At 67.7% G+C, this 21724-nt stretch carries 17 protein-coding genes and 1 riboswitch; of the genes, 7 read left to right on the top strand and 10 right to left on the bottom strand.

Features of this window, described 5'->3' with window-relative positions; translation table 11 throughout:
* Window positions 1-84: 84 nt before the first annotated feature.
* The gene (locus ACM0PB_RS12145; RefSeq protein ID WP_065178756.1) at window positions 85-1038 is read left to right on the top strand and encodes a Nudix family hydrolase; all 954 of its coding nucleotides are present in this window, start codon (window positions 85-87) and stop codon (window positions 1036-1038) included.
* 85 nt (window positions 1039-1123) lie between these two features.
* On the opposite strand, the gene ACM0PB_RS12140 is transcribed toward ACM0PB_RS12145, so the two are convergent.
* The 3 genes from ACM0PB_RS12140 to ACM0PB_RS12130 all read right to left on the bottom strand — a co-directional run bounded on the left by ACM0PB_RS12140 (window position 1124) and on the right by ACM0PB_RS12130 (window position 4194).
* Window positions 1124-1708, bottom strand: coding sequence for a DUF4124 domain-containing protein (locus ACM0PB_RS12140; RefSeq protein ID WP_171956445.1), 585 nt, complete (start codon window positions 1706-1708; stop codon window positions 1124-1126).
* A gap of 40 nt (window positions 1709-1748) precedes the next feature.
* Window positions 1749-2576, bottom strand: coding sequence for a methylenetetrahydrofolate reductase [NAD(P)H] (gene metF / locus ACM0PB_RS12135; protein WP_005415304.1), 828 nt, complete (start codon window positions 2574-2576; stop codon window positions 1749-1751).
* Window positions 2577-2685: 109 nt separating this feature from the next.
* Window positions 2686-4194 carry an amidohydrolase family protein gene (locus ACM0PB_RS12130; protein ID WP_065186662.1) on the bottom strand — a complete coding sequence of 503 codons (1509 nt, stop codon included), beginning with the start codon at window positions 4192-4194 and terminating at the stop codon, window positions 2686-2688.
* Between the two features lie 136 nt (window positions 4195-4330).
* Between ACM0PB_RS12130 and ACM0PB_RS12125 the strand changes: the two genes are divergently transcribed.
* Complete coding sequence (locus ACM0PB_RS12125) at window positions 4331-4888, top strand: DUF3228 family protein (RefSeq protein ID WP_188248401.1); 558 nt, start codon at window positions 4331-4333, stop codon at window positions 4886-4888.
* A gap of 75 nt (window positions 4889-4963) precedes the next feature.
* On the opposite strand, the gene ACM0PB_RS12120 is transcribed toward ACM0PB_RS12125, so the two are convergent.
* From ACM0PB_RS12120 to ahcY, 5 genes are all read right to left on the bottom strand, one after another.
* Window positions 4964-5449 (bottom strand): hypothetical protein, encoded by a 486-nt coding sequence (locus ACM0PB_RS12120; RefSeq protein WP_065178753.1) that lies wholly within the window; start codon window positions 5447-5449, stop codon window positions 4964-4966.
* Entirely contained in the window at window positions 5449-5922 is a 474-nt protein-coding gene (gene ybaK, locus ACM0PB_RS12115; RefSeq protein WP_005415308.1) for a Cys-tRNA(Pro) deacylase, read from the bottom strand. Before ybaK ends, ACM0PB_RS12120 begins: the two co-directional genes overlap by 1 nt.
* A gap of 111 nt (window positions 5923-6033) precedes the next feature.
* The gene (locus ACM0PB_RS12110; RefSeq protein ID WP_231109136.1) at window positions 6034-7374 is read right to left on the bottom strand and encodes a peptidoglycan-binding domain-containing protein; all 1341 of its coding nucleotides are present in this window, start codon (window positions 7372-7374) and stop codon (window positions 6034-6036) included.
* Between the two features lie 49 nt (window positions 7375-7423).
* Entirely contained in the window at window positions 7424-8212 is a 789-nt protein-coding gene (locus ACM0PB_RS12105) for a lysozyme inhibitor LprI family protein (protein WP_065186660.1), read from the bottom strand.
* A 259-nt stretch (window positions 8213-8471) separates the two neighbouring features.
* Entirely contained in the window at window positions 8472-9917 is a 1446-nt protein-coding gene (gene ahcY, locus ACM0PB_RS12100; RefSeq protein WP_005415311.1) for an adenosylhomocysteinase, read from the bottom strand.
* A gap of 36 nt (window positions 9918-9953) precedes the next feature.
* Window positions 9954-10037, bottom strand: a riboswitch (S-adenosyl-L-homocysteine riboswitch).
* 120 nt (window positions 10038-10157) lie between these two features.
* Between ahcY and ACM0PB_RS12095 the strand changes: the two genes are divergently transcribed.
* Both ACM0PB_RS12095 and ppc read left to right on the top strand, forming a co-directional pair.
* Window positions 10158-12674, top strand: coding sequence for a S9 family peptidase (locus ACM0PB_RS12095; protein ID WP_414604729.1), 2517 nt, complete (start codon window positions 10158-10160; stop codon window positions 12672-12674).
* A gap of 237 nt (window positions 12675-12911) precedes the next feature.
* Window positions 12912-15623, top strand: coding sequence for a phosphoenolpyruvate carboxylase (ppc, locus tag ACM0PB_RS12090; RefSeq protein WP_414604730.1), 2712 nt, complete (start codon window positions 12912-12914; stop codon window positions 15621-15623).
* Between the two features lie 88 nt (window positions 15624-15711).
* On the opposite strand, the gene ACM0PB_RS12085 is transcribed toward ppc, so the two are convergent.
* Both ACM0PB_RS12085 and metK read right to left on the bottom strand, forming a co-directional pair.
* Window positions 15712-16218, bottom strand: a complete 507-nt coding sequence (locus tag ACM0PB_RS12085; RefSeq protein ID WP_005415314.1) for an acyl-CoA thioesterase — start codon at window positions 16216-16218, stop codon at window positions 15712-15714.
* A gap of 138 nt (window positions 16219-16356) precedes the next feature.
* The gene (gene metK / locus ACM0PB_RS12080) at window positions 16357-17568 is read right to left on the bottom strand and encodes a methionine adenosyltransferase (RefSeq protein WP_005408103.1); all 1212 of its coding nucleotides are present in this window, start codon (window positions 17566-17568) and stop codon (window positions 16357-16359) included.
* Between the two features lie 337 nt (window positions 17569-17905).
* Here metK and olsF point away from each other — a divergent pair, with 337 nt between their 5' ends.
* The 3 genes from olsF to ACM0PB_RS12065 all read left to right on the top strand — a co-directional run bounded on the left by olsF (window position 17906) and on the right by ACM0PB_RS12065 (window position 21569).
* Complete coding sequence (gene olsF, locus ACM0PB_RS12075) at window positions 17906-19621, top strand: bifunctional ornithine lipid synthase OlsF (RefSeq protein WP_065178748.1); 1716 nt, start codon at window positions 17906-17908, stop codon at window positions 19619-19621.
* Window positions 19618-20418 carry a UDP-2,3-diacylglucosamine diphosphatase gene (locus tag ACM0PB_RS12070; RefSeq protein ID WP_005415316.1) on the top strand — a complete coding sequence of 267 codons (801 nt, stop codon included), beginning with the start codon at window positions 19618-19620 and terminating at the stop codon, window positions 20416-20418. Before olsF ends, ACM0PB_RS12070 begins: the two co-directional genes overlap by 4 nt.
* Before the next feature lie 119 nt (window positions 20419-20537).
* Window positions 20538-21569 carry a metal-dependent hydrolase gene (locus tag ACM0PB_RS12065; RefSeq protein WP_005415317.1) on the top strand — a complete coding sequence of 344 codons (1032 nt, stop codon included), beginning with the start codon at window positions 20538-20540 and terminating at the stop codon, window positions 21567-21569.
* Window positions 21570-21724 lie beyond the last annotated feature (155 nt).

Raw genomic sequence — 21724 nt, 5'->3', positions numbered from 1 at the left:
AAAGCGGGGCTTTTCGTTTGTTGCGGGGGAGTTGCACCGGATCCGTGATTGCGCCGGCCGCACTGTTCTGGGCATGCTTCCCCCATGCCTTCCCCCACCCGATCGATCCACGTCGTGGCCGCCGTCATCACCGACGCCCGTGGCCGCGTGCTGCTCAACCGCCGTACCGAGAACCGCGACATGGCCGGCCTGTGGGAGTTCCCCGGCGGCAAGCGCGAATCCGGCGAGACCTCCGAACAGGCGCTGGCGCGTGAACTGCGCGAAGAGCTGGGCATCGAGGCCGATGTCGGGCCCTGGCTGATGGACGTGCCGCAGCGCTATCCGGACAAGCACCTGACCCTGGAAGTGCGCCATGTCCGCAGCTGGAAGGGCACCCCGCGCGGCCGCGAAGGCCAGGCGATCACCTGGGTGGCGCAGGACAAGCTGGGCCGCTATTCGATGCCGCCGGCCGACCTGCCGGTGGTGGCCGCACTGCGCCAACCGGACCGCTACCTGATCACGCCGGCGCCGGCTGACGATGCCAGCGGCGTGCAGCACTGGCATGACTGCCTGCAGCGCGCGGTCGCGGCGGGCCAGCAGCGCATCCAGCTGCGCCTGCCACCGGAACACCCGCAACGGCAGGCAATGATCGAACAGGCCGTGCGCGCGCATCGTCGCGGCGTGCAATGGCTGGTCAACCGCGATGTCGCGCTGGCACGCGCACTGGGCGTGGGTGTGCACCTGGGCAGCGAGCAGCTGCAGGACCTGCAGGAACGGCCCTTGCCGGAAGGGCAGCTTGTCGCCGCGTCCTGCCACGACCTGGAGCAGCTGCAGGCGGCGCAGCGGCTGGGCTGCGACTTCGTGGTGCTCGGCCCGGTGCAGGCCACGGCCAGCCACCCCGGGGCAGTGCCGCTGGGCTGGGAGGCCTTCGCCGCGCTGCGCGCGCAGGTGTCGCTGCCGATCTACGCGTTGGGTGGGATGGTTGCCGGCCATATCGCCGAAGCCCGTCGCCACGGTGGGCAGGGTATCGCTGCGATTGGCGGGTTGTGGCCGGCGTAAAGCCGCGTCGGTCGCCGGGCATCGCCCGGTGCTGGCGTGGAAGGGAGGCAGTAGATCCACGCCATGCGTGGATGGATGCCTGCGATCACAACGTGATCCAGAAACACCCGTACTGCCGCCGTAATCCCACCACCGTCGAGGCACGCGCCACGCTGCCTGGCAGGGTCTGCTCCAGACGCAGTCCGACCGGATGGCGAACATCCGTCGGCTCAGGGGCGGATCCCTGCGCAGCAGGGCCCTGACCCTCGTCAGTCACTGCGTCCTGGCCCTGTCCTGGATACACCGGTACCACGTCTACCAGCGGCCGCCGCGCCAGCGATTCCAGTTGACCGAGGATGCGCTGCGCACCGGCATCGGAGACCGCGCCCCACAGGTACAGCGACGACAACCGGTTCACATCGTTGCTGAGGATGCCGATGCGCAGCGCGTCCACCAGCTCGCTAAGGCGCCGTGGGCAGCGCGCCCCCAGGGTGTCTCGCCGCAGGGTGCTGCCGGTGGGCGCGGGCGGTGGCAATCGTGATCGGGCGCCGACGCTGTCGCAGGGCCGGTCGGTATACACGCTCTGGCCCTGCGCATCGGTGCAGCGGTTCAAGCGCGTGGACTGCGCATGGACAACGCTCGATGCCGAGCACAATGACAGCAGCAACAGCAGGAAGGAAAGCCGGTTCATCGACGCAGGGTAGCGCCGATCGCGGTGGCATGGCGTGCTTTCAGCCGTGCAGCAGCTTCAGCACCGACGTGGTCGGCTTGGCCAGGTTCAGGGTGTAGAAGTGCAGGCCCGGCGCGCCGCCCTCGACCAGGCGCTGGCACAGCCTGGCGACCACTTCGGTACCGAACGCCCGCACCGATTCGGCGTCATCGCCATAGGCCTGCATCTTGCGGCTGATCCAGCGCGGGATCTCCGCACCGCACTGCTCGGAGAAACGGCGCAGCTGGCTGAAGTTGGCGATCGGCATGATGCCGGGCGTGATCGGTACCTGTACGCCGAGCCGGCGCACGGCATCGACGAAGTGGAAGTACGCATCCGGGTTGTAGAAATACTGGGTGATCGCCGCGTCGGCGCCGGCATCGATCTTGGCCTTGAAGTGCTTCAGGTCGGCCAATGCATCGGAGGCCTGTGGGTGGGTCTCCGGGTAGGCACCTACCTCGATGCGGAACGCATCGCCGTGTTCGGCGCGGATGAACTCGATCAGCTCGGCGGCATAGCGCATGTCGCCGGGGAAGCCCATGCCGGAGGGCAGGTCGCCGCGCAGCGCGACCAGGCGATGGCAGCCGATGGCGCGGTACAGCTTGAGCAGTTCGCGGATTTCCTGGCGGGTGCCGCCGACACACGACAGATGCGGTGCGGCCTCGAAGCCATGGTGCTGGTTGAGATGGCGCACGGTCTCGGAGGTATAGCTCAGCGTCGAGCCACCAGCGCCGAAGGTACAGGACACGTACTCGGGGCCGTAGTCCTTCAGCTTGGCTGCGGCGCGATCGAGCTGGCTGCGCTGTTCGTCGGTCTTGGGCGGATAGAACTCGAAGCTGATGGCAGTCATGGCACGGGCGGCGGCGGCGGGTGTGGATCAGTATATCGCTTCATCAAGATGGATGTGCGCGAATATGTGGAAGCGTGGCCGCTGCCGGGCGCTCGCGCGGGACAGGCTGCTACAGCTCAGCGCTGACCGGGCTGGTGATGAAGCCCCACAGCAGGCGCGCCATCACCGCCGGCGAGCGTGCCTGTGCACGGGCGTACGCCCACAGTGCGTCCAGGCGCGGGCGGTCGTACAAGTGCCCGGCCAACAGCACGGCGTGGATGCGGCGCGTGTTGCCGGTGTCCAGCAGCGGATCGCCATCGAGCAACACCAGGTCGGCGGCCCGGCCGACCTCGACGCTGCCATGCGATGCCTGCAGCTGCAGATGACGCGCGGCCTGCAGCGTGGCCGCACGCAGCACGTCGGCCTGGCTCAGCCCCGCCTGCCGCAGCCACTGCAGTTCGTCGTGGTAACGCAGTCCACCCAGTCCGGTATCGGTGCCGACCAGTACGGTCACGCCAGCCCGATGGGCGGCGCCGGTGAGCGCCAGGCCATGGGTGAAGTAGGCCTTCAGCGCCTGTTCGCCGCGCGCGCCGGGATAGCGCGCCACGGTGGCCTTCAGATCGTCGCGCCATGCCCAGCGCGAGAGCGGATCCAGGTAGGCCAGGCGCGGGTCGTCGACGAACGCCGGATCGCGCGCGCGTGCATCCTCTTCGCGGGTGACATGGGTCGGTACGAACGCTGCACCGCTGGCCTGCATCAGGTCGAACGCCTGGGCGCAGAGGGCGGGCTGGTAGTCACCCACCATGGCTTCGGCGAGCGCGGTCGGGTTCCTGTCATCGAGCGAGCCTTCGCGCCAGGCGGCGGCACTGTCCACGCAATGGCGCACGAACAGATGGCCGTGCTCGAAGCTGCGCTGGCCCGCGTGCAATGCGGCTTCCAGCGGGACCGCCCTGGGCAGGTGTCCGACCAGGGGCAGATGCAGCTGCCGCGCTTCGCTGGCCAGCCGCTGGTAGGTCTCGGCGCGAAGGCGGTTGTAGACCTTGAACGCATCGACGCCGCGTGCGCGGTACGCGTGTGCACGTTCGCCCGCTGCATCCGGCGTCAGCGCCGGGTCTTCAAAATAGAAGCTGGCGATCTGTACGAAGCGCGGTGCAACCTGCTGCCCGGCAATGGCCTGTGCGGTCCAGCGGCGCTTGTCGGCCACGCAGGCGATCAGCGGATCGGTGGCCTGTGGGCAGTCCATCATGTCGCGGGTACCGGTGATGCCGTTGGCCAGCATCAACGGAAACTGCAGTTGCGGTGACAGCTGCAGTGCATGGGTGTGCATGTCCCAGAAACCGGGCAGCAGCCAGCGTCCGCCCGCATCGAGAACCGGCAACGTGGTCTCCGGCGGGTCTTCACCGATGGCGGTGATGGTGCCGTTGCGCACGGTCACCGTGGTGGGTTCGCTGGCCTGGCCGCGGGCGATGTCCACCACGCGTGCGTTGACGATCACGTGACTGTTGCCGGGGTGGGGCAGCGGTGGTGCAGACAGCGGCCAGAGCAGGGCGGCGGTGAACAACAGGGGTGGGACCAGCAGGAGCACGGCCAGCACGCGCGGCCAGCGGCGACGACGGGCGGAGCGGGGTAGTGCATCCATGAACCGGCAATCCTTGCATGGGGTCGCCTGCAGGGTGCGCCAACACGGGTGCCGATGCCAGTGACCATCGGCATCCCGCCCTCCATGCCGCGTGGGCAGGTACCCTGTGCAGCAGATTCCCTGATCACGCCGCGCCATGTCCATCGTTCTCACCGATTTCGCCCGTCCCCGCCTGTTCCCGCGCGTACCGCGTGGCAACACGATCCAGGACTGCACTGCCGAACAGTTCGAAGCGCACCTCAACGCGCACGCGCCGATGAAGGTACTGGACGGCTATGCGCCGTTCTGCAAACTGTTCGTCTACGAGAACTGGACCAGCACGCGCTGCCTGACCGTGCCGATCACCGAGGCCAACCGCCATCTGCTGCGCAGTGGTTACGAGGCACGCAATCGCGACGAACTGCCGGTGCTGGTGCGCTGGTTCGAGGGCGTGGAGTCGCCGCGTGCGAACTATCTGGTGGTGATCCTGTACAGCGCCGAGCAGCTGGCGAAGGAAGGCTCGCCGATCGAGGCCGACTGGGGCATCGTCGGCTGTATCTATACCGCCGAGCCGGAAGAGGTGCCGATGGCGCCGATCACGATGATGCGCAATGCGCTGGGCGTGGAAGAGGGCGGTTCCGGCGTGCCGTTGGACCGCGATGCCTACCGGCGTTCTGTCGAGTTCTGGGAGAGCAACGCGAACTGGCGGCCGTGAGCGATATTGGTCATCCACGCATCGCGTGAGTGTACGGACCGCAGTAGAGCCACGCCATGCTTGGCTGCCTGGCCTTCAGGCAGTTTTCCATTCCCACCACGGGTAGTGGTACTCGCGGTCGATGGCCTGCCAATGCTGGCCGCAGTGCATGCAGGCAACGTTGTGGCAATCGCCCCAACCATCCTCGGCCTCCTGCAACGCGAGCAGCTGCATCTGCCCTTGTTCGATCAGGCGGCGCGGATCGAAGAACGGGTAGCCGGGATTGAGCGCGCACAGGCAGCCTGCGTGCGCCTGCCAGTGACGCAGCCGTTTCAGGGCCGCCTCCAGATGCGCCTGGTTGCTGATCAGCATGCCGCCGAGGGTGATGCCGTGGCAGCTACGTTCAATCAGGTCCACATGCGCGGCCAATGCGTCCAGCGACGGTGCACTGAACAGTCGTGCGACGATGCGGGCGGCGTCGGTGATGCGCGTCGCGTCGCGCGATAGCAGGTCCTGCAGCAGCACATCGGCCTGCGCGTCTTCCAGCCTGGGCGGCGGTGCCGCAGACCACGGCCAGCGCATCAGCGTGCCTTGCCGATGGCAGCGTAGTGGCCGGCGGTCAGGCGCAGCAGGTCGGCCGGCGCCAGTTCCACTTCCAGGCCACGGCGGCCGGCGCTGACGTGCAGCGTGGGCAACACCTGCGCGCTGGCATCCAGGAACGTGCGCAGGCGCTTCTTCTGCCCCAGCGGGCTGATGCCGCCGACCAGGTAACCGGTCGCACGCTGCGCGGCGTCGGCGGCGGCCATCTCGCACTTCTTGCAGCCGGCCGCTTCGGCCAGCGCCTTCAGGTCCAGGTGGCCGGCCACCGGCACGATCGCCACCAGCAGTTCATGTGCTTCAGTGCTGGCCAGCAGGGTCTTGAAGACCTGGGCCGGGTCGAGGCCGAGCTTGTCGACGGCTTCGCCGCCATACGATTCGGCGTGGGCGTCGTGCACATAGCTGCGCACGGTGTGGGCGATCTTCTCGCGCTTGAGCAGGTTGATGGCCGGGGTCATGGACGCAATCCTAGCGCGGGGCAGGGGCGTTGCCTTGACCGAGACTCGCGCATCAACGCAGAACGGGCGCCCGAAGGCGCCCGTCCCGGCTGCGATCGGCTGCATCCAGCATCAGCGCGACATCGACTGCTGCGTCTGCATCTGTTCCTGGGTCTGTCGCTGCGACAGTTCGTTGTCCAGGGCCTGGCTCTGCCGCGTGCTGTCCTGCAGATTGTGGTTCACCGCCTGCGACAGGTCCACGTAGGTGCGATGCATGGCGGGATCGCCGAGCTGGCCCTGCACCGCGAACACGCCCTGGTTGTCCGGCCGCGCCAGCACAGTATCGACCTGGCTCATGCCGGCCAACTTTGCCTCGTAAGCCACCTGGCCTGCGGCGTTCTCGAGCTGGCTGCGGTCATTGAACAGCGGCGACAGGCCGCCCTGGCGCCGCTGTTCTTCCAGTGCTTCCAGCTTTTCCACGACCTGCTGGTAACGCGGGTTGTCGGCGTGGCCCGGGGAGGCCATGGTCGGTTCGGCAGCCGGTGCGCGCTGCTGCGTGGCCGCATCCAGTGCGGCCAGGGTAGTGCCGCCAGCCTTGCCGTCTACGGTGAGGTGGTGATCCCGCTGGAACTGCTTGACCGCTTCCAGGGTGCCGGGGCCGAAATCGCCATCGGCCACCAGCGGCTTGCCGTCCTTGCCCAGATAGCCCAGGTCGGACAGCTTCTGCTGCATGGCCTGCACCTCATCGCCCTTGCTGCCGTTGACCAGCACGCCGTTGCCCGCAGGCGTGCCCGGTGACCCGTGCGAGGGAGCATGGGTGGGGGTGATGCCGATCTGGACCATGGCCCGGTCGAAGCGCTCATCGCGGCTGGCTACGGCGGCCTGCGACTGGATGCCGTATTTGGTGGCATCGACGAAGTTCTGCACGTCGCCGCGCGTCGGCGGATTGCCGGCCTGGACCGTGCCGCCCTGCAGCTTTTCCGCATTGCCGGCCAGATAGCTGATGAACTGCGGGCCCATGCTGCCGAACTGGTTGTCATAGTCCGCCATGGCCAACTGCAACTCCGGGTTGGCGGCGATGGCATCGGCCGCGGCCGGATTGGTTGCACGCACCTTGGCGATGGCCTGATCGACACGCTCGATGGCGCTGTCCAGCTTGGCGTTGGTGAGCTCGTCCATCCTGGCCTGCGGAATGGCCTGCAACTTGGCGTCGAGCGCCGCCAGCTGCTGGGTGCTCAATCCGCCCTGCTGGGACAACAGTGCGATGTCACCATCGGTGAAGCCGTTGTCGCGCAGGAAGCGCCTGGCCTGCGGATTGCCGCCGACATCGAACTGCACCAGCCCGAACGAATAGGTGCTTGCGCCCTTCTGTGCGTATGAGAAGTGGTCCAGGTGGCGGGTGTCGCCGCCCAGCTCGGTGTTGAGGAACAGCGTGGACAGCTGTTCGCGCGTAAGGGTGGAATCCGTTGCCATGGTCATCGTCCTTCAATGAGAGAAAAGCGCCGGGCGTGCCCGGCGATTGTCAGCCGGCGCAGTGCTGCTGGGTGAAGCCGAGCAGCTGGCGGATAGCCTGGGTGCCGTAAGCAGCCGGCGCCGGTTCGAGGGCGAACTGGCCAACCATCTGGTTGCTGCACAGCTGTACGGTGCGCCTGCCGGCGGAGGTTTCCTGGGTGCAGTTGGCTGCGAGCAGGGCGTTGGCGCCGCCGCCCATGTTCGTGGCGGCCGTGCAGCCCAGCAGGCGGCCTTCCTGGCCGTTCTCACCCAGCAGCGCGTTGAAGTTAGCCAGCTGGCTGTTGGGATCGCGCAACACCAGCAGGTCCACGCACTGCTGCTGGCCGTCAGGGGCTTCGCATGCATCCTGATCGACCAGGCCGTCACGCGTAGCGGACAGCACCTTGAGGCGATCGGCGTACACCTGCCGCAGGCACTGTGCATCGGTGCACAGGTCGCGGGTGTGCTCCTGCCAGCGCTGCTGTTCGGCGTGCAGCTTGCTCTGCCCTGCTGCATCGAGCGTGGCCTGTGCGGCAGTGACCGCCTTGCCCATGTCCGCATCCAGGCCGGTCAGGGTCGGGTCCTTGCAGACCAGGGTCTGTGCCGGCGACGCTGCATCGGCGCAACCAGCGCTTGTGTCGGCAACCGTGGCGGGCGCGTCGGCGGCCTTGCCTGCGGGGCTGGCCTGTCCGCTGGCCGCAGCCGGAGCCGTAGCGCCGGCGTCGCCGGCAGGTGGGGTGCAGGCGGCCAGCAGGGCCACCCAGCACAGGGTCATCAGGGGCTTCATGGCCCGGTTCAGTCGTTCACGGTTGCGCGGCATGTCCTGTCCTTTGGTGTCTGCGTCCCGGCGCATGGCCTGCCGTTGGCAGCCCACGCGGGCGTAAAGCCTAGCAAGCAGCTTCTTAGTGCTCCGTGACAGGGTGCGCGGATCAGTTGCCGGGTGCCGCAACGCAGAACGGGCGCCCGAAGGCGCCCGTCCTGTCTGCATCCGTTGCCGGGGTCAGAGCCCTTTCATGCGGAAAGGGATCCGACCCCGCGTACGCCGGTAGTGCCGGCCGCTGGCCGGCACCCCATAGGCATCAGTAGCGGTAGTGGTCCGGCTTGAACGGGCCTTCCACCGGCACGCCGATGTAGTCGGCCTGGTCCTGGGTCAGGGTGGTCAGCTTCACGCCGATCTTCTCCAGATGCAGGCGGGCCACTTCTTCGTCCAGCTTCTTCGGCAGCAGGTAGACCTTCTTCTCGTAGCTGTCCTTGTTCGCCCACAGGTCGATCTGTGCCAGGGTCTGGTTGGCGAAGCTGTTGGACATCACGAAGCTCGGGTGGCCGGTGGCGCAGCCCAGGTTCACCAGGCGGCCTTCGGCCAGCAGGAAGATCGCGTTGCCGTTCGGGAAGATGTACTTGTCCACCTGCGGCTTGATGTTGACGTGCTTGATGCCCGGGTAGGACACCAGTGCGTCGACCTGGATCTCGTTGTCGAAGTGGCCGATGTTGCAGACGATGGCCTGGTCCTTCATCGCGCTCAGGTGCTCGATGCGGATAATGTCGCGGTTGCCGGTGGTGGTGACGTACAGGTCGGCACGGCCCAGGGTCGATTCGATGGTGTTGACTTCATAGCCTTCCATCGCCGCCTGCAGGGCGCAGATCGGGTCGATCTCGGTGACGATCACGCGCGCGCCGTAGGCACGCAGCGAGGCCGCGCAGCCCTTGCCGACGTCGCCGTAGCCGCAGACCACGGCCACCTTGCCGGCCAGCATCACGTCCATCGCGCGCTTCAGGCCGTCGGCCAGCGACTCGCGGCAGCCGTACAGGTTGTCGAACTTGCTCTTGGTGACCGAGTCGTTGACGTTGATCGCTGGGATCAGCAGGGTGCCGGCCTGGGCCAGCTGGTACAGGCGGTGCACGCCGGTGGTGGTCTCTTCGGAAACGCCCTTCCAGTCCTTGACCACGCGGCCCCAGTAACCCGGGCGCTCCTTGGCCACGCGCTTGAGCAGGTTCTTGATGACCTGTTCTTCGTGCGAGGCGGACGCGGTGTTGACCCAGTCGCTGCCGTTTTCCAGCTCGTAGCCCTTGTGGATCAGCAGGGTCACGTCACCGCCGTCGTCGACCACCAGTTCCGGGCCGGTCAGGGTGCCGTCGGCCAGGGTGAAGGTCAGCGCGTCCAGGGTGCAGTCCCAGTACTCTTCCAGGGTCTCGCCCTTCCAGGCGAACACCGGGGTGCCGGTGGCGGCGATGGCGGCAGCCGCGTGGTCCTGGGTCGAGAAGATGTTGCACGAGGCCCAGCGCACATCGGCGCCGATGTCCTTCAGGGTCTCGATCAGCACTGCGGTCTGGATGGTCATGTGCAGCGAGCCGGTCACGCGCACGCCCTTCAGCGGCAGCTCGGCCTGGTACTTGCGGCGGATCGACATCAGGCCCGGCATTTCGTGCTCGGCGATGTCCAGTTCCTTGCGGCCCCAGTCGGCCAGCGTGATATCGCGGATCTTGTAATCACCTTCGGTGGAGAAGGTCTTGGCAACAGCGTTCATTCGTGTGCTCCGGTTGTGGGCGAGCGGATGCTCGCATCTAGCCGGGCGCCGTTGTTACAAAGCCACCTTACCGAGCCTGGCCGGGCCTCGTGGGATCCGGTCGCAGCGCCCCTCGGCAGGGGAGAACCCCCATTATATCGCGGCCCCAGCGTGACATCGGCATGACCCAACCATCGGCAGATGGGGCCACGTGCACGGCCTGTTAAGGTCGGAGTTTTCACGCATCACACAGGTGGAACGATGAGCATGCACGCGCGCCGCACACGGCGCTGGACCGGCCTGGTCCTGTCGATGGGGCTGCTGGCGGTGGCCCCGCTGGCCTGGGCGGCCGCCTCGCAGCCAGCTCCGGCGCAGGCGCAGGGCGTCAATGGCTACGAACTGCCATCGGCCGCACTGCAGGCAGTGGTCGACGCCCCGCGCGCGCCGTCGCTGTTCCTGTCGCCGCGCCGCGACGTGGCCGCGATGATGCAGATGCCGTCGCTGCCGTCGATCCAGGTGGTGGCGCAGCCGGAACTGAAGCTGGCCGGCCTGCGCATCAACCCGCGCACGTTCTCCGACAGCCGCTTCAGCTTCGGTGAGAAGCTGTGGCTGATGAACGTTGCTGACGGCAAGGAGCGGCAGATCAGTGGCCTGCCGGCCACGCTGTCGATCGCCAGTGTGATGTGGTCGCCGGACCAGAAGTGGCTGGCGTTCAACCAGGTCGACGCCGCCAGCGGCGCCAATGAACTGTGGCTGGTGGATGTGGCCGGTGGCAGCGCCCGCCGCCTGGTTGCCGGCTTGAACACGGTGATCGGCAGCGGCTACCAGTGGCTGCCGGACAGCCGCGGGCTGGTGGTGTTCACCCGCCCGGCCAACCTGGGGCCGGCCCCGGCCGCCGACGGCGTCCCGACCGGCCCTGCCGTGCAGCAGACCAGCCAGGGTGGCGGCGTGGTGTCGATCCGTACCTATCAGGACCTGCTGAAGAACGAAGCCGACGCCCGCCAGTTCGATTACTACGCGACTACCCAGCCGATGGAAGTCGGCCTGGATGGCAGTACCCGCGCGATCAGTGCGGCCGGCATCTTCATGGGCTTCTCGGTGTCGCCTGACGGCCGCTTCGTGCTGCGCCAGCCGGTGCAGCGTCCGTACTCCTACGTGGTGCCGGTAAGCAGTTTTCCGCGCCGCATTGAAGTGATCGAGCGTGCCACCGGCAAGCTGGTGCATACCGTGGCGGTGCGCCCGCTGGTGGAAGGCCTGCCGACCGGCAACGATGCCGAAGTGACCGGCGTGCGCGACATCAGCTGGCGCGGTGATGCCGATGCCACCCTGGTCTGGGCCGAAGCGCAGGACGGTGGTGATCCGAACCGGGAAGCCAAGGTGCGCGATGCGGTGCTGATGCAGGCTGCGCCGTTCGACAAGCCGCCGGTGACCCTGGCCCAGCTTGGCAGCCGCCTGAGCGGCATCAACTGGGGCCGTGGCGACCTGGCCCTGCTGACCGAGTCGTGGTGGAAGACCCGCAGGACCAGGACCTGGCTGATCGCCCCGGACAACGCCGGTGCCGAGCCGCGCCTGCTGTGGGATCGTGACGCGCAGGACCGTTATGCCGATCCGGGGCGGCCGCTGCTGGCCAGCGATGAACGTGGTCGCTCGCTGCTGCAGACCAGCCCGGAAGGCAGCAGCCTGTACCTGGCCGGTGCCGGCGCTTCGCCGGAAGGCGACCGCCCGTTCGTGGACCGCTTCGACATCGCCACGGGCAAGGCGACGCGCCTGTTCCATTCGCAGGCGCCGAGCTATTCGCTGCCGGTGGCATTGCTGGACAACCAGGGCAATTCGCTGCTGCTGAGCCGCGAGAGCCCGGACGAACCGGCCAACTTCTACGTGCAGTCGCTGGCCGATGCCGGTGCCGCACCGCGCGCGCTGACCCGTTTCGCCCATCCGCTGCCGCAGCTGAAGGGCGTGCAGAAGGAGCAGATCCGTTACCAGCGCAAGGATGGCGTCGACCTGACCGCGACACTGCTGCTGCCGCCGGGCTACGATCCCAAGCGCGACGGCCCACGCCCGCTGCTGATGTGGGCCTACCCGGGCGAGTTCAAGAGCGCGGCCGCGGCCAGCCAGGTGACCGATTCGCCGTACCGCTTCAACGCGGTCAGCTACTGGGGCCCGCAGGCGTTCCTGGCCAAGGGCTATGTGGTGCTGGCCAGCCCGTCGATGCCGATCATCGGTGAGGGCGACAAGGAGCCGAACGACACCTACATCGAACAGCTGGTGGCCAATGCGCAGGCGGCGGTGGATGAAGTGGTGCGGCGTGGCGTGACCGATCGCGAGCACATCGCCATCGGCGGCCATTCCTACGGTGCGTTCATGACCGCCAACCTGCTGGCACACACCCGCCTGTTCAAGGCCGGCATCGCGCGCAGCGGTGCCTACAACCGCACGCTTACTCCGTTCGGTTTCCAGGCCGAGGAGCGCAACTACTGGCAGGCGCAGGACGTCTACCAGAAGATGGCGCCGTTCAATTACGCCGACAGGATCAAGGATCCGATCCTGTTCATCCACGGCGTGGACGACAACAACTCCGGCACGTTCCCGATCCAGAGCGAGCGCATGTTCGCCGCGGTGAAGGGCCTGGGTGGCACCGCGCGGCTGGTGATGCTGCCCAACGAATCGCATGCTTACCGGGCACGCGAATCGATCATGACCATGCTGGCCGAAAGCGAGCGCTGGCTGGAGCAGACCATCGGCCCGGCCGAGCAGGGCAAGGCGAAGAAGAAGCGCTGATACCTGCATGAGGGCGGCCCCTGTAACAGGGGCCGCCTGTGCGGCTGCGCCGCCGCCCGAGCGTGGGCTCGGGCGCTACACGGTGTCACGCGCCACGACGCTTGTAGAGCCGAGCCCATGCTCGGCTGCGTCCGCCAGGGATGCGTGCAGATGAAACCATTTTTGCATCGCAGCACGCTGCCCGTTCTGGTTTAGGCTTGGGGTCTGGATCCGTTGACCGAGGCCTGTGCGTCGCCGATGAACGAGTACCGCAGCAGCATCGAGTTTGCTTCCCCCGATCTTCCGCTTCGCGATGACGTGCGCCGGCTCGGCGCACTGGTCGGTGACCTGCTGGTCGAGCAGGTATCGGCGGCCTTCCTCGACGAGGTCGAGGACGTGCGCACCCGCGCCATCGCCCGTCGCGAGAACCAGGCGCCGCTGTCGGAGCTGGCCGAAGGGCTGGCCGGGCGCACGCCGCAGCAGGCCGAGACCATGGTGCGGGCCTTCAGCACCTACTTCCAGGTGGTCAACATTGCCGAGCGCGTGCATCGCATCCGCCGCCGCCGTGACTACCAGCGTGCCGGTACCGCAGGGGCGCAGCCCGACGGCCTGCAGGATGCGCTGCAGCACCTGAAGGCGCAGGGCGTGGGCCTGGACGAGCTGGCGCAGTGGCTGCCGCGCATCGACATCGAACCGGTGTTTACCGCGCACCCGACCGAAGCGGTGCGCCGTGCGCTGCTGGAGAAAGAGCAGCTGATGGTGGCCAGCCTGGTCGACAACCTCGACGGCCAGCGCACGCCGGGGGAAGCGGCCGCCGATGCTGCGCGCTTCCGCATGGCGCTGACCGCGTCGTGGCAGACCACTGATTCCTCGCCGGTGCGGCCCACCGTCGATGACGAGCGCGAGCACGTCGGCTTCTATCTGGTGCAGGTGCTGTACCGCGTGATTCCGGTGCTGTACGAATCGCTGCAGCAGGCGCTGCGCGATACCTATGGTGAAGAGCTGCCACTGCCGCGCCTGCTGCGCTTCGGTACGTGGGTGGGCGGGGACATGGACGGCAACCCGAACGTGGATGCCCACACCATCCGCACTACGCTGGATGCGCAGCGGCAGGCGGTACTGGCGCGCTATCAGAAGGAACTGCTGCAGCTGGCCAGCCTGCTCAGCCAGTCCACCGAGCGGGTGGGCGTGAGCGATGCGCTGCAGGCGCGCGTGGCGCACTACCAGCAGCTGCTGCCGCAGGTACAGTCGCGCCCGCGCCATGCCGACATGCCCTACCGCCTGCTCAACGATCGCATGCGCGCGCGCCTGCAGGCCACGCTGGAAGACGGCGAGGGCGCTTACGCCGGCCCGGATGAACTGATCGACGACCTGCAGCTGATCCTCGACAGTTTGCACGCCAATCGCGGCGAGCACGCTGGCGGCTTCGCCGTGCAGCGGCTGTTGTGGCGGGTGAAGACGTTCGGCTTCCATCTGGCGCGGTTGGACGTGCGTCAGGAATCGAGCGTGCATGCGCGCGCGCTGGCGGCGGTGCTGGGCGGCGACCCGGCGTGGGAGGGCCTGGATGCCTTGGGCCGCGCGCGCCTGCTGGCACCGCATGCCAGTGGCGAGGTGCCGTTGCCGAAAGGCGACGACGAAGGCAACCGGCGGCTGGACGCCGTGTTCGCTGCATTGGCCGATGCCCGTGCGCGGCATGGCGGCGATGCACTGGGCAGTTACATCATTTCGATGGCGCACGACCGCAGCGACGTGCTGGCGGTGCTGGCGCTGGCGCGGCGTGGTGGCCTGGTCGATGCCGATGGCGGCGTGCCGCTCGATATCGCGCCGCTGTTTGAAACTGTGGACGACCTCAAGCGCGGCACCGCCACGCTGCGCGACCTGCTGGAGGATCCGGTGTACCGCGCGCACCTGCGTGCACGCGATGATGTTCAGATGGTGATGCTGGGCTATTCGGACAGCAGCAAGGATGGTGGCATTGCTGCTTCGCGTTGGGGCCTTCAGCGCGCGCAGGTGGAACTGCTGGAGGTGGCGGCCGAGGCCGGCATCCGCCTGACCTTCTTCCATGGCCGGGGCGGCTCGATCAGCCGTGGTGGTGGCAAGACCACCCACGCCGTGGATGCGTCGCCACGCGGCAGCATCGATGGCCGCCTGCGGGTGACCGAGCAGGGCGAGGTGATCCATCGCAAGTACGGCATCCGCGCGCTGGCCCTGCGCTCGCTGGAGCAGGCTACCGGTGCAGTGCTGCGCGCCAGCCTGCGCCCGCGTGCCGCCGAACCGCGCGAGGATGCGTGGCGGCCGGTGATGGATGCGGTGGCTGCGGCCAGCAGCGAGGTGTATCGCGGGTTCGTTGGCCAGGCCGGTTTCATGGATTATTTCCGTACCGCCACGCCGATCGACGTGATCGAGCGGATGACGCTGGGCTCGCGGCCGTCGCGCCGGCTCGGCCAGGACGCAGCGCTGGGCAACCTGCGTGCGATTCCCTGGGTGTTCGCCTGGAGCCAGGCGCGTGCGGTGATTCCCGGCTGGTACGGCGTGGGCAGTGGCCTGCAGGCCGCGGTCGATGCCGGCCACGAACAGACCCTGCGCGATATGGCGCGGGACTGGCCGTTCTTCCGTACCTTCCTGGATGACATCGCGATGGTGCTGTCCAAGGGCGATATCACCATCGCCGAGCAGTTCTCGCTGTTGTCGGGTGAACTGCATGGGCGCTTCTTCCCGCAGGTGCAGCGCGAACTGGAGCTCACCCGGCGCTGGCTGCTGGCGTTGATGGACCAGAAGACGCTGCTGGACCACGACGCGCGGCTGGCGCTGTCGATCCGCCTGCGCAATCCCTACGTCGATCCGATCAGCGTGCTGCAGGTGGAACTGCTGCAGCGCTGGCGGGCCAGCGGGCGCGAGGATGACGATCTGCTGCGCGCGCTGGTGGCGTGCGTGAACGGCGTTTCGCAGGGCGTGCAGAACACAGGGTGACCTGGCGTTGGTAGTGCCGGCCGCTGGCCGGCAACCTCATGATGTTTGGCAGCACGCGCGAGGTTGCCGGCCAGCGGCCGGCACTACCTCATTCTTCCGGCGACGGCGGGTTCGACGCCAGCAGTTCCAGGTGGCGCTGTTCCATTTCCTGGCGCAGCTGGCGGCGGATCTGTGCTGCGGCCTGGCGGCGCTTTTCGTCGGACGTTGCCGGCTGCAAGGGCGGGACAGGCGTCGGCCGGCCTTCTTCATCCACTGCGACCATCGTGAAGAAGCAGCTGTTGGCGTGGCGCACGCTGCGCTTGAGGATGTCCTCAGCCACCACCTTGATGCCGATCTCCATCGATGAGGTGCCGGTGTAGTTCACCGAGGCCAGGAAGGTGACCAGCTCGCCCACCGCGATGGGCTGGCGGAACATCACCTGGTCCACCGACAGGGTGACCACGTAGCTGCCGGCATAGCGGCTGGCGCAGGCGTAGGCCACCTGGTCAAGCAGGCGCAGGATGGCGCCACCATGGACCTTGCCGGAGAAATTGGCCATTTCCGGTGACATCAGCACGGTCATGGACAGCTGGTGGGTTTTCAGTTCGGTCGACATGCGGCGATTGTATCGGCAACCGGTCGTGCCGGACGCTGGCCGGCAACCACGCGGTTGTTTCCGGAGGCCATGAAAAAGCCGGCCAGCGGCCGGCTCTACCAGAAGCAGAAGGGCCGCTTGCGCGGCCCTTCGTGTTGCTTACTTCAGCTTCGCATCGGCGCGCAGGGCGGCGGCGCGGTCGGTCTTCTCCCAGGAGAAGGCCGTGGCGTTGACGGTCTCGCCTTCGCCGTTGAGGTAGCTGAACTCCTTCGGCTTGCGGCCGAAGTGGCCATAGGCCGCGGTCTGCTGGTACATCGGGTGGATCAGGTCCAGCATCTTGATGATGCCGTACGGGCGCAGGTCGAAGTGCTTGCGGATCAGCTTCTCGATCTTGTCGTCGCTGATCTTGCCGGTGCCGAAGGTGGTGACCGAGATCGAGGTCGGCTCAGCCACGCCGATGGCGTAGGAGACCTGCACTTCGCAACGGTCGGCCAGGCCGGCGGCAACCACGTTCTTGGCGACGTAGCGGGCCGCGTAGGCGGCCGAACGGTCGACCTTGGACGGGTCCTTGCCGGAGAACGCGCCACCGCCGTGACGGGCCCAGCCGCCGTAGGTGTCGACGATGATCTTGCGGCCGGTCAGGCCGCAGTCGCCCACCGGGCCGCCGATCTCGAACTTGCCGGTCGGGTTGATGTGGAACTTGGTGCCCTTGTGCAGCCACTTGGCCGGCAGCACCGGCTTGATGATCTCTTCGCGGACGGCCTCGATGAGGTCCTTCTGCTTGATGCCCGGGGCGTGCTGGGTCGACAGGACCACGGCGTCGATGGCCGAGACCACGCCGTTTTCATAGCGCAGGGTGACCTGGCTCTTGGCGTCCGGGCGCAGCCACGACAGCGGCGAGTTCTTCTTCTTGCGGATCTTGGCCTGCTGCTCGACCAGGCGGTGCGACAGGTGGATCGCGGCCGGCATGTAGCTGTCGGTCTCGTTGGTGGCATAGCCGAACATCAGGCCCTGGTCGCCAGCGCCCATTTCTTCCGGCTTCTTGCGGTCCACGCCCTGGGCGATGTGCGGCGACTGCTTGCCGATCAGGTTCAGCACGCCGCAGGTGGCGCCGTCGAAGCCGACGTCGGAGCTGTCGTAGCCGATGTCCGTGATGACCTTGCGGGTCAGCGCTTCCAGGTCGATCCAGGCGCTGGTGGTGATTTCACCGGCCACGATGGCAACGCCGGTCTTGACCATGGTCTCGCAGGCCACGCGGGCGCGCTGGTCCTGGGTCAGGATCGCGTCCAGCACCGCATCGGAGATCTGGTCGGCAACCTTGTCCGGATGGCCTTCGGAGACCGACTCGGAGGTGAAGAGATAGCTGGACATCAGGCGTAATATCCCTTGATTCGGATGGAAAGATGGGCGCGCATGATACACGGGGTGCGCCGCCTGTGCATTGTGAACCGGTACCGGTTGCCGGTGGTTAAGCCCGCGTAGGCCCGGCAGGGGCCGTCACGACGGGATTGGGGGCCAGCCTCGAGGCCCAGTGTTCCACCAGCGTGACAACAACAGACGGGGCTGCCCAACCCCCGACCGCGCAGGCCGCGACCCGGCCGTCAAGGGGGCCGGCCGTCATCGTTCTGCCCCGAAACCGCCATCTGGCTGCCGCCTGCCGGGTGCAGGCTGTCGGCCAATCCGGCCGCCGGGCATCAGTGGATCCGCCATGCAGGAACTCGAACAGCGTCTCCAGCAACGTTTCCCCGATTGGTTCCATGGCCGTCGCGGCCAATTGGCGCGGCCGTTGCTGCGCAGCGTCGGCCGCTGGTCGCGCCTGGACCAGATCGAAGCCTTCCTGCAGCGCAGCTCAGGCCTGCGCGGCTTCGGTTTCGTCGCCGCCGGCCTGGAGTTCATCGGCGGCCAGTACCAGGTGGATCCGGCCGCGCTGGCGAAGATTCCGGCCACCGGCCGCCTGCTGATCGTCGCCAACCACCCTTCCGGGGCTCTGGACGCATTGGCCTTGCTGGACGCGGTCGGCCGTATCCGCCGCGATGTGCGGATCGTGGCCAACGACCTTCTGGGGGCGATCGCGCCGCTGCAGGATCTGCTGTTGCCGGTGCGCATCCTGGGCGGCAAGGCGCAGCGCGGCAGCCTGCATGCGGTGGAGCAGGCGTTGGCCGCCGAGCAGTGCGTGATCGTGTTCCCGGCTGGCGAGGTCTCGCGCCTGTCGCTGCGCGGCATCCGCGATGGCCGCTGGCAGCGGGGATTTGTCCGCTTTGCCCGCGCGGCCGGCGCGCCGGTGCTGCCGGTGCGGGTGGAAGCGCGCAACTCGGCACTGTTCTATGGCGCCTCGACCCTGTTCAAGCCGGCCGGTACCGCGCTGCTGGCGCGCGAGATGTTCACTCGTCGTGGCCGCCCACTGCGGCTGAGCATCGGCGAGCCGATGCGGCTGGGCGACGGCGGCGATCCGGGTGCCCAACTGCTGGCGGTACGCCGCGCACTCTATGCGCTGGGCCGCAATGGCGCGGCCGGCAATGCCGCTGCCTGCGCAGGCCCTGAGCCGCTGGCCGCTCCGGTGCCACCTTCGCAGGTCGCCGCTGGCATCGCAGCCGCCACCCAGCTGGGCCAGACCGCCGACGGCAAGCAGATCCTGCTGGCCACCTGCACTGCCGATTCGCCACTGCTGCTGGAACTGGGCCGCCTGCGCGAACTGACCTTCCGCCAGGTGGGTGAGGGCACCGGCCGCAGCCGTGACCTCGACAACTACGACCCGCAGTACGAGCACATCGTGATCTGGGACGCCGCCGCGCAGCGCATCGCTGGCGCGTACCGGATCATGCGTGGTGCCCACGCGTTGGCCCGGCACGGCCTGTCCGGCCTCTACAGTGCGTCGTTGTTCCGCTATTCCGACGACGCCATCAGCCACATCGCCGAAGGCCTGGAACTGGGCCGCAGCTTCGTGGTGCCCGACTACTGGGGCAGCCGCAGCCTGGATTACCTGTGGCAGGGCATCGGTGCCTACCTGCAGTGCCGGCCGGGGATCCGCTACCTGTTCGGCGCGGTGTCGATCAGTGCGGCGCTGCCGCGCGATGCGCGCGAGCAGCTGGTGGCGTACTACCAGCGCTATTACAGCGGCACCGCCGGCATGGCCGAATCGAACCGGCCGTTCCAGTACTTCGCCGCACCGCCCAGTTTCGGTGAGCTGGATGCAGGCGCCGCGTTCGACGTGCTCAAGGCCAACCTGGCTGCACTCGGTACCGGCGTACCCACGCTGTATCGCCAGTACACCGATCTGTGCGAACCGGGCGGCGCGCGCTTCCTCGCCTTCGGGGTGGATCCGGACTTCAGCGATTCGATCGACGGCCTGATCGAGGTGGATCTGTGTGCGATCCGGCCGAACAAGCGCAAACGTTACCTGCGCGACGCGGGGACGCCGGCATGAGCACGCTGGCGAACCTGTCGCCGCACCGGCGCGCAGTGTTCGTCTCCGACGTGCACCTGGGATCACGTCACTGCCATGCCACCGAGCTGGCGCGCTTTCTCTCGCAGCTGCGCTGTGAACGGCTGTACCTGGTCGGCGACATCATCGACCTGTGGTGGATGGCGCACCGCCGTGCCAACTGGCGGCAGTCGCACAGCGAGGTCATCCAGGCGCTGCACGCATTGCGTCGCGCTGGCACCGAGATCATCTACATCCCCGGCAACCACGATGCATCGCTGCGCCAGGTGTGCGGGCTGATGCTGCCGGCGATGCAGGTGCGCCGCCGCGCCATCCACGTGACCGCCGATGGCCGCCGGCTGCTGGTCGCGCACGGCGACGACTACGACGGCGTGACCCACTTCGGCGGCCTGCAGGAAAAGTTCGGTGACTGGCTGTATTACCGCATCCTCACCGGCAACCAGGCATTGAACGCGGTGCGCCGCCAGCTTGGCATGCGCTACTGGTCGCTATCGGAGTTCCTGAAGAAGCGCAGTGGTGCGGCTGAACGCTACATCGAGCGCTTCGTGCAGGCCGGCCTGGACGACGTGCGCCGGCGCGGCCTGGACGGCATCGTCTGCGGGCATATCCACCGCGCCGCGCTGGTCGAACGCGATGGCCTGGTCTATGCCAACGATGGGGATTGGGTGGAAAGCCTGACCGCGCTGGTCGAAGACCACGACGGCGCGCTGCGCCTGCTGGACCACAACGGCCAGACGCTGGTGGAGCTGCCGGGCGCGCGGTTGTCGCAGGCGGCATAGCCCGCGTGTGTCCCGCTGTAGAGCCGAGTCCATGCTCGGCTGTCGTTGCGCGCAACGAAGAGCAGCAGAGCATGGGCTCGGCTCTACATACACCGCGCGCAAGCCGCTAGCATCGGCCCATGGATTCATTGACCCAGATCGTGCTCGGTGGCGCCGTCGCTGCTGCCATCGCTCCGCCCGGCCATCGCCGCGCGGCCCTGCTGGCCGGTGCCGCGCTCGGCACCCTGCCGGACCTCGACGCCCTGTGGCTTGGCTTCACTGCGGCCGACCCGGTGGCGAACATGACCGAACACCGCAGCTTCAGCCATTCGCTGCTGGTGCTGCCCTGGGTGGCCGCACTGATCTGGTGGTTGTTCAAGCGCTTCGGCAATGGTCGCGTCGCGCAGTCACCGCTGCGCTGGTTCTGGGCGATCCAGCTGGCGCTGGTTACCCATCCCGTGCTGGATGCGTTCACCGTCTACGGTACCCAGTTGTGGTGGCCGCTGCGGCCACACCCAACCATGGGCTCCAGCGTCTTCATCATCGACCCTGGCTACACGGTGTGGCTGCTGCTGGGCTGCGTGCTGGCCTGGTTTGGTCGTGCGCGGCCCTGGGCGGGCAAGGTGCTGGGCGCGGCGTTGCTGTTCAGCAGTGGCTACCTGGGCTGGGGGCTGATCGCCAAGGCGCAGGTCGATCGGGCCGCCCAGCAGAGCCTGGCGGCGATGGGCCTGGGTGACGCGCCGCGCTTCTCGGTGCCGATGCCGTTCAATACGCTGCTGTGGCGGGTGGTAGCGATGACGCCCAATGGCTACGTGGTGGGTGATCGCTCACTGGTGGCCGACCATGGGCCGATGCGGTTCGAAGGCCATGCGTCCAACGTGCAGGCCTTGCGCGAAGCGCGGGCCATCCCGGCGGTGCAGCAGCTGCAATGGTTCAACCGTGGCTTCATGCGTGCGCAGGTCGTGGACGGAAGGCTTGTGCTGAGCGATCTGCGCATGGGGCTGGAACCGGACTACACCTTCAACTTCGTCGTCGCCGAGCAGGCGGACGGGCAATGGCGGGCGATCGTGCCCGAGCAGGTGCGGGCGGACTACAGCAGCCCGGCCGCGCGCGCTGATGCCGGGCGCCGGCTGGCGGCGATGTGGCAGCGGATCTGGCATGCGCCCGAGTAGATCCACGCCCTGCGTGGATGAAGGGACATCGGCGGTGGCAGCCACGCGTGGCGTGGCTCAACTGCGTCGATCAGCGCCCGCAGCCGGTGCCGTTGAGTAGATCCACGCCATGCGCGGATGAAGGGACATCGGCGGTGGCAGCCACGCATGGCGTG

The sequence above is a fragment of the Stenotrophomonas sp. AR029 genome (genome assembly GCF_047520695.2).
GTDB classification, from domain to species: Bacteria; Pseudomonadota; Gammaproteobacteria; order Xanthomonadales; family Xanthomonadaceae; genus Stenotrophomonas; species Stenotrophomonas sepilia.
This window is presented reverse-complemented; position numbering and strand designations above follow the sequence as displayed.